This window comes from Mongoliitalea lutea (assembly GCF_014652135.1).
Classification (GTDB): Bacteria; Bacteroidota; Bacteroidia; order Cytophagales; family Cyclobacteriaceae; genus Mongoliitalea; species Mongoliitalea lutea.
Genome location: NZ_BMYF01000030.1, coordinates 22,164 through 36,991 on the forward strand (window position 1 = coordinate 22,164; position 14,828 = coordinate 36,991).

Genomic DNA, 14,828 nt, shown 5'->3' on the forward strand with positions numbered 1-14,828 from the left:
GAAAGGAAATTGGTTTTGAGTGGAAAAAAAGACCTTTGAGATTTTTAGAATCTCGAAGGTCTTTTTTTGTTGAGGTAGAGGTGATTGGGAATTGGTTTTTAGAGAGTTAGGTATTGAAGGAAATGCTGACACATGTTGGATTAAATTATAAAATCAGCGTATGTGGTATTGTTCTAAATTTATTCCCCTCAATCCAAAAACCTCCACCCACTCTTAAAATTCCTCGGAATATCCCCATGCATGCGTGCCCTGAGCAATTCTATTGGCGTGTAGTTTTGGGTGATGAAAAAGTCATGGAATTCTTTTTCGGACATTTTTCCTCCTTCTACTAGCTCCTGACGCAAGCTATACACTTGCAAACCTCCAATCATATAGGCTAATTGGTACAAAGGACCATAGCTCCCTTCAAAAGAACGACGGACTTCTGCCTCTGCATTGGCGCGCTCATGACCAACCTTATCTACTAAGAAATCTATGCATTGCTGTGGGGTCCAGCGGTTGAGGTGATAATTGAGGGAGAAAATGATACGGGCTGCCCGGTGCATTCGCCAAAATAACATTCCGATTCTGTCTTCCGCATTGCGAGGAAAATCCTTGTCCCATAAGTTGAATTCCCAATACAAGGTCCATCCTTCTACCCAAAATGGGGTGTTGAACAAGCGTCTGTGAGGGAAGTGCCGCTGATTCATAAATTGCTGCAAGTGGTGCCCTGGAATCAATTCGTGATGTACCACTGCTCGAGAAAAATGAGGATTATTGCCACGCATACTCATCATTTTATCTTCATGGGACATTTCGGAAGTAGGATAAGAAATGATGATTGTTTCACCTCCTAAGAAGAAAGGGCTAACTTTTTGACGCTCGGCGGACATCATCGTTGTTCTCCAGGTTTCCTTGGCCATGGCTGGTACCGTCAGCAAATCGTATTTCTCCATAAACTCGATCGCCTCATCGGCCATTTCTACCACCATGCCAGGCCACACACCCGCAGGCACATACAGATTTTTCACATGTTCCAAGGCTTTTTTCCAGTCTTTCCCAAAGCCTAATTCCTCAGAAGCTTTGATCATCTCCGCCTCGCACCAAGCGTACTGCTTTTCTCCTTCCTTGATCAATTCTTCCGCAGTGTAAGGAATCATGTTGTACTGCAATTCCTTTTCGATATTAACCTTTCCAATGGGCTTGCCTATAATCCCCGAACCATCATCTTTGACAATAGTATTTTCAAAGTGATTTTTGAGAAATGCACTGTACCCCTTCAACACCTGATTCATGTTTTCCATGGGCTTTTTCATCCACCAGGTAAATTCCGGATCATAGTCGAAATAAAAATTGTATGCTTCCTCCACCGTACGTCTGAGGGATTCCACCGCTGCAGCAGCTAACTCTGCTTGCTGCCAAGAAGTATAAGGTTTGGATTTCTTTGCTTGTTCCCAAGTTTTTTTCACGTCCTTTTCTACAGAAGCAAAAGTCCCTGCCAATTCTTGGGAAGATGGTTTGATAGCTGCTCTTCGTTGCTGATAAAATACTTCCAAGGGTTTTGCAAAAGCTACCACGGACGCGATGGATTTAAATTCATCGTAATTGGCACGATGAAAATATTGCTGCTTTTCTAAATGATTTTTAAGCAACTGATAATCCAATTTCCCATCTAAGGAGTAGCTATCATAAGGCAAGCCTTCCAATACCTTCAACCAATCGGAATAGAGTTTATCGAAACGTTGAAAATATTCATCTGAATATTGATTCGTGTACTTTCGGTTCAGTGCACTGACATCGGCTTGATAGCTACTGATGAGCTGATACAGTTCAGTAGCAGAAGCACCCTGCAAACAACAGATAAGGACAAAGGAGAGTAGAATTCTTTTCATAGAAATCAGCATTAGAGGAAAGAAAGTTAGCACAAAACTTAAAAAAATCTACTCGATATCTGATGGATGGAGGCAATTCCTTTATCAGTGAATTGAGAACTAGGTTTGAGAAGCAAAAGATAGAATGGAAACTTTTCCAAAGTTTGAAACTTTGGAAAAGTTCGATTACCAATCCTATTTAATTTTCGGAAGAATCAGGATTTTTAGTTGGTTTACTCGATACTGAGGGCATCGAAACATCTCCATCAGGAGAGACAAACATATTGTCGGTAGTATCAGGGATGGATACATCACCATCCACTTCAACACCAACTGTTTCATTAAATTCAAATTTAAATCTGATATTTAGGTCTTCCATGGCTTTGGGAGGTAATTGTTTTATCTTGTATGCATTGTAAAACAAGCTACCTCCTAAAATTAGGAAGAACGCAGCAAAATAAATGATTATGATTCGTGTGCTAGTTTTCATAGTCGTTTTGTTGAATGGTAAGAATCAATTCTTGAAGGTCTTCGCTCGTAAGCTTTAATAGCTTCACTTTTTGGATCAACAATGGGAGTTCTTCTGCAAAAAACTCCTTTTTTTGTCTATTCAAAATTACCTTGGGTGCGGTATCTGACACGTAGAAACCAATACCTCGTTTATTTTCCAAGACTCCTTGCTTTTCTAATACTTGATAGGTTCGCATGGCAGTATTGCGATTAACTTCCAGTTCCACCGCCAACTCTCGTACGGAAGGCAACTTATCTCCCGGCTGCAATCGCCCATCGAGAATCTGTTCGTAAACCCAATCTCCTATCTGAAGGAAGATGTTTTTATGTTCGCTAAACTCCATCCTAGACCTCCTTTTCTTTGAGTTTGAAATAGGACAAAAGCAACATTGTTGGAATAGAAAGCCAGAAAAATATCATTCCCACTAACATTGGCCCCGAAATACTTGGTGGGAAAACATCACTAATGCTGATTTCCTCTACTGTAAGGATAAATGGTGAAATCAAAAAAGGCAAGGGAACCTGCACTATGGATGAAATCAATCCCATAAATGTGGCAATGACAAACCATAGAGCTAGTAGTGTCAAAAATGCATAAATCCTGTTACGCTTTGGGAAAAGAAGTCCGGACAAAAACAAGTATACTGGTAAAAATAACCAAGTTGCGAAAATTGTCATTTGCGACCACCAAGGTGTAGTAATCGTTGACTTTAATTGGATGGAAAGCTCCACTACCTTTGGATCAGTACCGACTTCAACCAACTTTCCAAAAGCATATTTCTGAAATTGAATGGTAGCCCAAACAGAAAAATCTACGGCCAAGTTATATACAATCGGATATAATAAAACGACGGGCAATACTCCAACAAGAATTTTTAATAAGTACTTCTCAAGACTTGAAGACGGAATCATGAGATAATTTTGAGAAGCTTCTTTTTTATAAAATTCACTGAAGCTGCTACCTGAAATCATTAGTGTTGCAATAATAAATCCTAAGAAAAAGACAGGTGCAAATCCATCTCCTGATAACTTACCAAGATCACTTTGCAACACATTCCAACTCACCAAATGCACCAAACTAACCAACGCAAAAATTAAGGGTATATGCCCCCAATAAAACCACTTCCGTTGCTCATAATCGAACCTTGCTAAACGGATAAATCGATTCCAATCAAAATATTTTTTCATAAGTTCTGAAGGTTAGCGGTAGATGAATAAGATAGTTTCCCAAGGATGGTTGCATTGAATAACAATTCCAGGTTGACTGAAGTGGGTGTTTTTCCAGGCGCTCGGGGAGCAATGTAAAAGTTTGTCCCTAATTGTGCTTCATGATAAATCGCATCCGCGGGTAGTGAACTTGCAAAGGCAAACTCAAACTGTTCCTCTAAATCTGCAACCGAAGCATCCAATTTTAGCTGACCTTGGTCGATGATCCATAGATGATCAATCAACTTTTCCAAATCCCGCACCTGATGGGTACTGATAACCATCAATTGTTCCTCACTCATCGCTCCTGCTACCAATTTTCTAAATGTAGCTTTGGCAGGTATATCCAAACCATTGGTAGGTTCATCCATCAAAATCACCTTGCAATTGGAAGCCAAGGCAAAAGCTATGAGCGATTTTTTCCGCTGACCAAAAGAAAGACTACCAAACTGCCGATGTGTTTCTACTTCAAATTCTTGTGCATATCGCTCAAAAGCTGCCCAATCAAAGGCAGGATAAAAATCAGCCAAAGCTTTAAAATAAACCGCTACTTTCAAACTAGGCGGAAAATCAAATTCCTCAGGTAAGAAAAAAAGTTGGGCCAAAATTTCAGGATTTCTATTAAAGACATTTTCCCCGTCAAACTGAAGTACCCCTTGTTTTGGACAAAGCAGCCCTGCCATCAATCGCAACAGAGAAGACTTCCCTGTACCATTTTTACCCAATAAGCCTACCACCTGTCCAGCCTCTGGCTGAAGCGTAACCCCTTGCAGCAAGGGGCGTCTTTTGTGGTAACTGAATGAAAGATTTTGAATCGTGTACATAAAAATTGTTTTACTGTCTTAGTATATTATGACACTAATATGAAAGAAAAAACTCATAGTTCAAAAAGGAGTGTGATTTTTTTTAATTTTTTTTTCAGACTGAGGGTGGAAATCCTTCATCTGCCAAGCTATGGAAAGGCTTGTCCCTATGGAGTTGGTCCTTCTCTAGGGTCAAGAATAATAGAGGTAGTCGGATAAATAATCCGAATAGAAGGCTCTGTCTTAAAATTGTCTAAGATACCTTCGGTAATCATTTGCTCAAAAAACCGTCTTTTTCGTGGGTTACACAGATAGCGCAAAGAAAGCTGGATTCCTCTTTCGTGAATCTTTGCGTAGACGGTCGGTGTGTACAAGCTGAAAGAAATAAAATGCTCTTTTTGCGCCCGCTTCAAGGCTGCCTCAATATTTTTAAAGTCTGGCTGAAACATGGAGGTCAACATTTGTTTCAGGATTGACTGGGCTTTTTTGTAATCAGAATCCAAGCTGATATTGACATGCTGCTCATTCCAGATGTAGTCGAAGCCCTGACTGTAATTTGCTTGAGGATCTGTAAAAACTTTTCCATTAGGAATATGAATAATTCTGCCTGTACTTTGCTCAGCATCCACCCAATTGCCTACTTCTAAAATACTGAAATGCATCAACCGCAGATCCACCACATCACCCTTAAACTCCCCGATTTGTATACGATCTCCTACATCAAAGGGCTTTTTGATATAAATAAGCATCCACCCGGCAATGTTTACAAAAATATCTTTCAAGGCAATTGCAATACCCGCAGAAAGTAACCCAAGAAAAGTCGTGATTGACTGAAAATTAGATATCCAAATATTACCGATAAGCAGCAGACCGATAAATACCAACGTGTACTGTACTGTCTTACGCTGATGGTACATACGCTTCATCTCAGCGTCTTTTTTGATACCAATCAGTTTATAAGCTCCTTTTTTGATCAGCCAAAGCACAAAAAGGATAGCGATGGTTTTATAAATATTCCATCGGATATCGTGTTCTATGATGGTATCAAGGTAATCTATCCAGTTTTCCATAGCGTAAAAGTAAAACTAATCGGACTTTTGCTGATTCACAAAAAATAATGGCAATGAATTGAATTTATTGATGATAGCAATACACACGGCAATGTCCCAAAAGTAAATTATCGATCATAACCGAAGATAAACATGTATTTTTTCGATCACAATCGACAAATTACATGCAGATTTTCGATAAGTAGACTTACTTGCTAAAACTCAAACTTTTTCGAATCAATGGATCTTTAACAATCTGAACTCAACCAGACTGTTAGTACCTAAAATCCGCAGGATTTTAGTTTGGAGATTTGAATCTGCTTGTTTGTGTTCATTTTTGGTCTAGTTCGGGAATTTCTTCCCTTTGATTGAAGAGTGTTCATAGTTTTGAGACAATGGATTTTAGGTTTGAGGATAAAATGGACGGTTTTTTTTCTCAATTTTAATGGAAAAGGCATACCTCTTCCCTGTAAATCTTTGTTTTTTGAGCTCCTGAGGGGTTTTTACCTGAATTTAGTTCAAAATAGGCTTGTAATCCTTACTCGTAAACAGTTTGAGCACTTCTCTTCTTCCCGTTCTTATCCACTTGGCTGAAACAGTGATAAATCTGAAGATAAACTTCTTGAGCCTGTCGGTAGGCTTAAGCCAATCAACTTTTCTGGAATACTCTCCAATAATATAGGTGTAAAAATTGGCATACATAGCCGTCATAAGCATAAAGGAAGTATTCTCTGCCAGAAACGAACAGGGTAACTTAGACCAGCCAAAGTCGTTGTTGAGTACATCAAACAAGCGTTCGCTTGCACCCCGGGCGTTATAAAACCTTACAACAGCTTCATTGGACGATGTATGTTCATTGGTCAGAATAGCCCTGTAAGTAAATGCATCTCCACTAAACACATCTGCTTGCTCATCTTTACGTCTGATTCTGGTAATGACCAGCCTGTAAGACCTGTCTTTACTGAAAGGTTTGTAGTCGGATAGGTCAGTAACTTCCATTTCCTGTACCCCCAAACGTATTTTCTGCCACTTCTCAGGGGCTATACTTCCAAGGATATTATCCAGTTTGGCACATCTGTTTGCCCGTATATAAAAGCTTTCGGTATGTGTTTCCAGTGCACGGAGAACTTCTTCCTGATAGGATGCTGAATCGGCTCTGAACCTTCCGATACGGATATTTTCATTGGTAAGCTGCCCAAACATGCGGGTAAGCGTATCAGCCTGCAAATATTTGGCCTGACTGTTGCCATTTCTGCCCTCTACGTACACAGGAATGGCATGTGAAAATTCAGGGTGTGCTATGGAAGCTACACCTGGCTGATATCCATGGACGTGTTTATATGTTTTTTTTGAATCGTACTTTTCAGTTGAAATGACGGTGTTGTCATAATCGAGGTCGTAAGCAACACCTGATTTGAGTAATCCGGTCTTACAAGCTAATTTTAACAACAAGCTGTTGAGCTTTCCATTGATATTAAATTCATGGCTCACTCCACTGGAAGGGTTTATAAATATCTCTGTTTCAACAGCAAGCTCTTTGATTCCCCTTAAAATTGTATCTGCACTGCATACTGAAAATGAAGGGATCTGTTCCAGAGCGTCTCTCAGGTGAACATTGATATCCTCAGTACAATCTCCACCATTAAAGAAAATTGCCATATGATTGGCAAAAATGTCGCTGTATGAAAACCCTCCTCTTAAGGATCTAGCTCCTAAATGATTATCAATGAGTTTTGGGAGACCTGAATTTTTGAAAGAGTTAAAAACAAAAATTAAAACCTCCGAAAGGTGTGATTTTTTCTGTCGAATTCGTAATTTTCATACCGCTTATCAAGGATGTGTGGTAACACCTAAATAAGTGAAAAAAAAACGAGCCGGAAAAGCCTGAATTGAATAAATTCAGCCACTTTTTCGGCTTTTTTTTAATCCGCACTGCGGATTTAAGGATTTATGTTTTTAATATAAATGGAGGATAAAGTCAAACTTTTTGGATTTGAATTAGATCCCAATTGATTGGGTCTATCAATATGCAGAATAGTACAATTCAGGAATTTTTCAAAATTGAAATTCCACTATGTTGGGTTCAGCGTCATAAGTAATACCATAAATTTTACGGTTTTCCTCATCAATAGTGAATGATAGCAAATAATGATCTAAATCAAATTCCATGATTATATTCCCTTTGTAATCAAATACTAAAACCCTATTATCCATCAATCCTTCTTTATATAGCTCCATATCTTTTCCAAAATACAGCGTATAAATATATTTACTCTTTGGTTGGCAACTTGTGTAAAAATTTGGGGAGTTTTTATGAAAATGTGGGTATGGATATCCACCGGAATAATGTACTTCAAATTCCGGGACAAATTGTTCTGGGCCTCTTACTGAAATGATCTTTCCGGTTTCTTTTTCAAGAATTTCGATATAATCTCTCGCTACTCCTACTTTTACAAAGTGTTTTCTTGCCGGGTCAGCGGCCAAAACCCCTTGATGTATAGAACTGATGACACTGTAAGGAACATCTTTCACGTCAAGCATTCCTTCCCATGATCCAAAAGTTTGGATGATTTCCCCTTTTATATTGAACTCTACAAATTTCTCTTCTTTGTCTGCTCTAATGGTCATCCAAGTTGAATCAGAAGACCATACCATGTCCATTGCCAAAAACAATTCTTCCGATTGCTTGAATTGGATTTCGGATAGAGCGGAATTACTGTAAAGGTTATATTTAGCAAATATTTTTTGTTCGGCATCATATACCCAAAAATTACCTTTCTCCTTATCCTTTTGAAATCGGTGGATCATGGTTATTTCACCTGGACCCAATCCATTTTGGCCAATTCTTTTGATGTATTTGTTTTCTTTGATATCTATAACGTGCATCAATGTGTCATTCCCCCTTTCGGCTACAATCAAATAATCCCCTTCCCAAAAAATATGTCTGGGATTGATTAATTGGGGAAAATCAAACTTCTTTCCTTTTAAAGAAATGGCTTCAGGTATGTCGTTTTCCGTAAAGGTTTTGATCTCATAGTAGTCTGATTGAATTGTTTCTACTTTGGTGCTGCAAGAACTGATTAAAAACAATAAAAATAACATGACAAATCTCATAATTTGTGAAGTTTAGTTCATGGTTTTACAAAATAAATCTAGGCAAAAATTTAAATATTGCCTAGACTTGTTTAAGAATAACCTCAACAAATGGAATAACCACCATACCAAAGGGAATCGGGAAAATTCATTCCTATAGGATGCCAGCAACTTCGGTTAATGGCCTGACAACAAACACCTCCGTATCCCCTCCCCGCAAAAGCATTTTCCAAAGCTACTTCCTTATCCGAAAAGACCTCTTCCGTGCCACCGTGGCCAAACTTCCATCCGGCCACCATCATCAATGCCACTGCCCCGAGGGCAAACATCCCGATTTTGAAATTTTTAAATAAAGCTGTCATGATTGAAAACATTTAAGTTATCACTGAATTAATGTTTAAAACTAAAAAAAAAAAAAAATGACTTATCAAATAGTTAAGATGAATAAATTGTTAAACATCAGGATAATAACTGTTTCTGAAAAATCGACACTAAATAATTAATGTTATGATTTTTTTATTCTAAGGAAAAGCTTTGAAATCCATGAAATTGATTTTTTTTGAATGATCTTTCTAAATTTTGATTGTTTATTCCTTCCTATGTTCCTTTTGGAGATGTTTAGCGGAAAGCTGATTTTTACATTTGGCTCGCATTCATCCTAAATTAGGCCCTCAGTTTTTCTTCTTCCCACGCTAATATCTTCCTCTTCGGCACTTGGTTTTTAAAAATTCTTTTGTTTAAATTATAAACATAATTTTGTCAAATATTTTGACATTTTGATATAAATAGATATTTATCCCACAAAGTGGGATGATATATGGATATAACATGCGACATCTAACGGTTGCTTTATGAGGGTTGAAACACCCCATTGTATACCTAGTCCAGATAGCTCCATGTATCTCTTCTCCATCGCGTCGGGTATCCAGTTATATCACAGCCCAAAGGGCTGTATATATCCATATATATATCGCTTAGCTTATATCACGAAGTATATATCAATTTATATCGCCGACCGCAGGGAGGCATTATATCGCGAACTTGTCTGCCAACAGGTAGAGCATATTTCGTCTAAAGCATATTTCACAAAGTCTATGTTTATCAACTGCCACTCTTATTACAGTTTCAAATACGGCACCATGTCCATTGAAGCTTTGGTCGCCGAAGCCAAAAGCAAAAAACTCGATGCCCTCGCCCTGACGGATATCAATTCCGTGGCAGGAGTCTTTCCCTTTATAAAAGAAGCACAAAAGCATGGTATTCACCCCGTGATTGGGATTGATTTTCGCAATGGAGTACGACAGCAGTACATAGGTTTGGCCAAAAATCAGGAAGGCTTCTATGAACTCAACCGCCATCTTTCTCATAGACGAACCAAGGGCTTGGAGTTTGATGCGCAGGCACCGGCTTTTCAGCATAGCTTTGTAGTGTATTCGTTGAGGGAAAAAGTTTTCCCCCTGAGGGAAAATGAATTTATCGGCATCCATCCCTATCAGCTCAATCGCTTAGTCAAGTCCCCTTGGTATCGGTACAAGGACAAATTGGTATTGCTCCAACCCGTGAGTTTCTCCTCCAAAACACAATTCAATGCCCATCGACTCTTACGAGCAGTGGACAAAAACACCTTACTCAGCAAACTAGAACCAGAAGAGCAAGGAGATATCAGCGATCAGCCGTATTCCTATGCAGACATGGTCGCCCGCTGTGAGGGGCACAGTTACCTCCTGTACAATTCCCAGCGCCTGCTAGAAGCCTGTCAGTTTTCCTTCTACTTCCAAGCAGTGAAAAACAAGCGGGATATCCTCGGTTCGGACTGGGAGGACTTTGATTACCTACGGCAGGAAACTTTCAAGGGTGCGATCAACCGCTATCCAAACCTAACCCCAGAAATCAGCAAACGTCTGGAAAAAGAACTGGAACTTATCCAGCAAAAAGGATTTGTCTCCTACTTTCTAATCAATTACGATATTGTCAGCTTTGCCCAGCAACGCAACTACTATCATGTGGGCAGAGGTAGCGGAGCAAACAGCATTGTGGCATATTGCTTGGGGATTACCGATGTAGACCCCATTGAGTTGGACCTGTACTTTGAGCGCTTTATCAACCTGTATAGAGAAAATCCACCTGATTTTGACATTGACTTTAGTTGGACGGATCGGGATGAGGTGGTGAAATATATCTTCGATAAGTATAATCAGGGAGATCAAGAGCATGTGGCCCTGCTAGGCTCTTACAGTACTTTTCAGGCCAATTCCATGTTGCGGGAATTGGGGAAAGTCTTTGGCTTACCCAAAACTGAGATCGAATCCTTGATCTACCATGCGGACAAGCCTAATCATATCCCGGATCAATATGGGAAGCTGATTCTCAAATACAGTCAGGTGCTGCACGGGATGCCCTCGCATCTGACCATCCATGCCTGCGGGGTCTTGATTTCCCACAAACCCATTCATTATTACACAGCTACGGAAATGCCCCCTAAGGGATTTCCTTTGGCACATATCGATATGCATACGGCGGAAGATATTGGCTTGCACAAGTTTGATATTCTCTCTCAGCGGGGTTTGGGTCATATCAAGAGCAGCTTGGAGATCATCTATCAGAATCAGGGGTTACAAGTGGACATCCGACAAGTGGAGCAATTCAAAAAAGATCCGAAGATCAAAGAACTGCTGCGTACCGGACATACCATCGGAGCCTTCTATGTGGAGTCACCCGCCATGCGCATGTTGCTGGCCAAGATGAAGGCGGATGAATATTTGGAATTGGTAGCGGCAAGTTCCATTATCCGTCCAGGTGTGGCAAGATCGGGCATGATGCGGGAATATATCCTGCGCCATGTGAATGAGGAGCGGCGCAAGCAGGCCCACCCTGTGATGATGGACATCATGCCCGAAACCTATGGAATCATGGTGTATCAGGAAGATGTAATCAAGGTAGCCCATTACTTTGCCGAACTCAGTCTTTCGGAGGCGGATATTTTACGGCGGGGGATGAGTGGTAAATCCCGCTCCAAGGATGAATTTCAGCGGGTAAAGGATCAATTTTTTATCAATTGTGAGCGACTCGGCAGAGACCCTAAGATTACGGCCGAAGTCTGGCATCAGATCGAAAGTTTTGCAGGCTATTCCTTTGCTAAGGGACATTCGGCATCCTTTGCCGTGGAAAGCTATCAGAGTTTATACTTGAAGGCATACTTCCCACTGGAATTTATGGTCGGGGTGATCAACAACTTCGGGGGATTTTATCATACCGAGTTTTATATCCACGAACTCCGCATGAACGGGGCCGATATCCAAGCCCCCCACATCAACGAAAGCGACTACCTGACCAATATCAAAGAAAAGACCGTATATCTGGGCTTCATTCATCTGAAGTATTTGGAGAAAGCAAGTGTAGAAAAAATCCTGAGCGAACGTAGAACCAATGGATTTTTCGCAGGCTTATCCGACTTTATCGCACGGGTAGGGATTAGTTTGGAACAGACGCTTATTCTGATCCGTATCGGTTGCTTCCGCTTTACGGGCAAGAGCAAGCAGGAATTGCTTTGGGAGGCGCATTTTATACTGAATAAACGCAAGGCGGTAAGTACGGGCAATGAGCTATTCCGGCAGGCAGGCTTTCGGGAATTGCAGGTTCCTGCACTCGAAGAGGCCGATCTGCGGCAGGAAATTGTGGATCAGATTGATATTTTGGAGTTTCCGCTGGACTCTCCCTTTCATCTGGTCAAAGATCAGACGGTCCCGAGTATCAAAGCTATAAATTTGAAACAGTATTTGGGCAAACAAGTACAAATCATCGGCTACCTCGTGACGATCAAGTATACCCGAACGGTGAAGGGGGATGTGATGAACTTTGGCACTTTCATCGATCGGGAGGGAGACTGGATAGATACGGTTCATTTCCCTCCTGTGGTAAAAAAGCATCCCTTCAAAGGCAAAGGCATCTACCTCATCAAAGGCAAGGTGACTCAGGAATTTGACTTTTACAGTATCGAGGTAGAGAGTTGCGAGCGGATGGCTTATTGGAATGCGGCTGATTGATGATTGGTTGGTTCAATTCGCCGCGGCGAATAGACCATGACTATTGCAGTCTTCAGACTGCACAGGGACAGTCTGAAGACTGTCGTAAAATTGGTCCAAGACTAAGTCTTGAACCAGTTGAGCCTCCACTTTATCTAATTTTCTAGTATAGCTCGGCACTCATGGGGCTTTTTACTAAAACTACTTTGGTTTTTTTATATTTGAAGGATCACGGCTCGTGTGAAAAATATCTAAGATGTATACGGAATCGAATGTTACCTCATAAATAATTTTATAACTCCACACCACTTTATATCTAAAGTTACCTGGTATATTCAAGAGATAATGTTCTTTTTCAAATTTCTCAGGAAAATCACTTAAGCTCTTTGTTTGAAAAAGAATTTCATCTCTAACTTTTCTTGCAATTTCTATGGATTCCCTGTATTTTAAAAAATTATAAACTTGTCTAAGGGCCTCTTTAGCCTCATCAGCCCAAATAACCTTTAACCTTTTTTTTACCATTTTTTCACTTCCTTTTCAAGGGCTTCTTGAGAAGTAAAACGCCCTGACTGAAGGCTTTTTTTAGCAGCAAAAACTCTTGCCCCTAATTCCTCCTCAGTCATTGGCTTCCCCTCTAAAGTGAAATCTTCACGTATATACTCTTTGGCTAAAGCATAGAGCATATTCAACAGCCTTTCATCACTTTCTTCAATCAGTTGGAAGAGCTCTTCTTTTATCGTTGGTACATCCATGTTTTAATTTTTTACCTAAAATAACGAATATCAAATTAAGTAGATTATAAATCTCAAAGGTTTTTGAAATTTACTATCAACACGATTTGAAAATTTATATTTTAAACCCTTGAGATGTACCTAATCCACCAACACTTATGACCACCGAAGTCTTCGTAGAAAATCCACTTGCCACGAGCAATTGAACCACCCCCTCTACCTCCTTACCTCCCACTTATCCATGTGTATTGGCTGAAAACCTTGCATTTGATTCAGTAGATCCTTGGGATCATCCGACACGATCAGTAGATTCAGTTGTGCTTGGTGTAAAAAGCCTTCTTCACTAGAATGCTTCAAAAATGCAAGTAAACCATCGTAATACCCATTTACATTGTACAGCGCCAAAGGTTTTTGAATATATCCCAGCTGATTAAGTGTCATGATTTCAAAAAGCTCCTCAAAGGTCCCAATCCCTCCGGGCATGGCAATAAACCCATCACCTTTCTCTGCCATCAACCACTTCCTGTCCCGCATGGTTTCTACTACTGTAAGCTCCGTACATCCTTTATGCGCAACTTCAATAGCTACCAACTTTTGGGGAATTATTCCATGCACATGCCTCCCACCTGCCAACATAGCATCAGCAATCACTCCCATCAACCCCACATTTCCAGCACCATACACTAGATCTAGCTCCCTCTGTACCATCTCAAATGCCAATTTTTTGGCCTCTTGTTCATAGCTTGGATTTAACCCTCTATTCGAACCACAATACACTGTTACTTTTTTCATATCCTAATTTACAAAAAACCCAGACATTATATCTGGGCTTAAATTATGTGATTTTGAATAATATTATGCTGTTTTTTTATTTAAAGCATCAACAAGCTCTCTTTTAAGCTTACGCTCCCGTTCTAAAGTATTCCTGCGATGTTGCTCAAATTCCTCCATGGTTTCCTCCAAATCCTTTCTTGCCTTTTCCACCACTCTGTGACTTTGAAAAAATCTGTACAAAAAGAATACTAAAGCCAAAGCCAATCCACCAATGATACTCCAAACCAAGGTGTTGTAGGCAGACTTATGAATAGGGAAACTTAAAAAACTGAAATTATCCCTTGCCGCCTCTGCCTCTTCCAAACTTTCTTTTAATGCCAATAAATCTTTATTTACCTCAGCTAATTGGGTCTGTTGAGAGCGTAACTCTTCTTTTTGAGAAGCAATTTCTTGTTGGAAAACCTTTAAGGAATCTACCACATTTTTCTTCAATTGATCCATATGGGTCTTTTTAATGACCTTGAATTCTTGGTAGTTATTGGAAATACTGTTCACATATTCAAATTGACTTGCTATGGTACCGGATGTCAAAGATCCCATAGGCTGCTCATCTTGGGCCTTGACTTCCACAATCTGACATAGACTTAACAACAATGCAATAAAATAATTGATTTTCATATTTTTGATCACTAGTGTCCGAGAAACGATTTTAAAATAAGGGTAGATTCAATTGCTTAAACCTACCCTATTTTGTGTACTTTGTGTTTACGACAACATAAATTACACATGG

The 14,828-nt window shown here is 39.9% G+C and carries 14 protein-coding genes; 1 reads left to right on the forward strand and 13 read right to left on the reverse strand.

Features of this window, described 5'->3' with window-relative positions:
* Positions 1-188: 188 nt before the first annotated feature.
* The 9 genes from IE080_RS18370 to IE080_RS18410 all read right to left on the reverse strand — a co-directional run bounded on the left by IE080_RS18370 (position 189) and on the right by IE080_RS18410 (position 8,873).
* Positions 189-1,871 carry a DUF885 family protein gene (locus tag IE080_RS18370; protein WP_189586310.1) on the reverse strand — a complete coding sequence of 561 codons (1,683 nt, stop codon included), beginning with the start codon at positions 1,869-1,871 and terminating at the stop codon, positions 189-191.
* Positions 1,872-2,049: 178 nt separating this feature from the next.
* Positions 2,050-2,340, reverse strand: coding sequence for a hypothetical protein (locus IE080_RS18375; protein WP_189586313.1), 291 nt, complete (start codon positions 2,338-2,340; stop codon positions 2,050-2,052).
* Positions 2,330-2,704, reverse strand: coding sequence for a GntR family transcriptional regulator (locus tag IE080_RS18380; protein ID WP_189586316.1), 375 nt, complete (start codon positions 2,702-2,704; stop codon positions 2,330-2,332). The genes IE080_RS18375 and IE080_RS18380 overlap by 11 nt, the downstream gene beginning before the upstream one ends.
* A 1-nt stretch (position 2,705) precedes the next feature.
* The gene (locus tag IE080_RS18385) at positions 2,706-3,548 is read right to left on the reverse strand and encodes a hypothetical protein (protein ID WP_189586319.1); all 843 of its coding nucleotides are present in this window, start codon (positions 3,546-3,548) and stop codon (positions 2,706-2,708) included.
* Complete coding sequence (locus IE080_RS18390) at positions 3,545-4,390, reverse strand: ABC transporter ATP-binding protein (protein ID WP_189586322.1); 846 nt, start codon at positions 4,388-4,390, stop codon at positions 3,545-3,547. The genes IE080_RS18385 and IE080_RS18390 overlap by 4 nt, the downstream gene beginning before the upstream one ends.
* 146 nt (positions 4,391-4,536) lie before the next feature.
* Positions 4,537-5,439: a mechanosensitive ion channel family protein gene (locus IE080_RS18395; RefSeq protein WP_189586325.1), complete on the reverse strand. Its 903-nt coding sequence runs from the start codon at positions 5,437-5,439 to the stop codon at positions 4,537-4,539.
* Between the two features lie 492 nt (positions 5,440-5,931).
* Entirely contained in the window at positions 5,932-7,227 is a 1,296-nt protein-coding gene (locus IE080_RS18400) for an IS1380 family transposase (protein ID WP_189586352.1), read from the reverse strand.
* A gap of 246 nt (positions 7,228-7,473) precedes the next feature.
* Positions 7,474-8,532, reverse strand: a complete 1,059-nt coding sequence (locus IE080_RS18405) for a BF3164 family lipoprotein (RefSeq protein ID WP_189586328.1) — start codon at positions 8,530-8,532, stop codon at positions 7,474-7,476.
* Positions 8,533-8,615: 83 nt separating this feature from the next.
* Positions 8,616-8,873, reverse strand: coding sequence for a hypothetical protein (locus IE080_RS18410; protein ID WP_189586331.1), 258 nt, complete (start codon positions 8,871-8,873; stop codon positions 8,616-8,618).
* A 732-nt stretch (positions 8,874-9,605) separates the two neighbouring features.
* On the opposite strand from IE080_RS18410, the gene IE080_RS18415 reads away from it, so the two are divergent.
* A complete protein-coding gene (locus IE080_RS18415; RefSeq protein ID WP_189586334.1) occupies positions 9,606-12,554 on the forward strand; it encodes a DNA polymerase III subunit alpha in 2,949 nt (982 codons plus the stop codon).
* Positions 12,555-12,734: 180 nt separating this feature from the next.
* Here IE080_RS18415 and IE080_RS18420 read toward each other — a convergent pair whose 3' ends face one another.
* The 4 genes from IE080_RS18420 to IE080_RS18435 all read right to left on the reverse strand — a co-directional run bounded on the left by IE080_RS18420 (position 12,735) and on the right by IE080_RS18435 (position 14,716).
* Positions 12,735-13,055 (reverse strand): type II toxin-antitoxin system RelE/ParE family toxin, encoded by a 321-nt coding sequence (locus tag IE080_RS18420; RefSeq protein ID WP_189586338.1) that lies wholly within the window; start codon positions 13,053-13,055, stop codon positions 12,735-12,737.
* Positions 13,049-13,285 (reverse strand): hypothetical protein, encoded by a 237-nt coding sequence (locus IE080_RS18425; protein ID WP_189586341.1) that lies wholly within the window; start codon positions 13,283-13,285, stop codon positions 13,049-13,051. The genes IE080_RS18420 and IE080_RS18425 overlap by 7 nt, the downstream gene beginning before the upstream one ends.
* 195 nt (positions 13,286-13,480) lie before the next feature.
* Complete coding sequence (locus tag IE080_RS18430) at positions 13,481-14,056, reverse strand: LOG family protein (RefSeq protein ID WP_189586343.1); 576 nt, start codon at positions 14,054-14,056, stop codon at positions 13,481-13,483.
* 63 nt (positions 14,057-14,119) lie between these two features.
* Entirely contained in the window at positions 14,120-14,716 is a 597-nt protein-coding gene (locus IE080_RS18435; RefSeq protein WP_189586346.1) for a hypothetical protein, read from the reverse strand.
* Positions 14,717-14,828 lie beyond the last annotated feature (112 nt).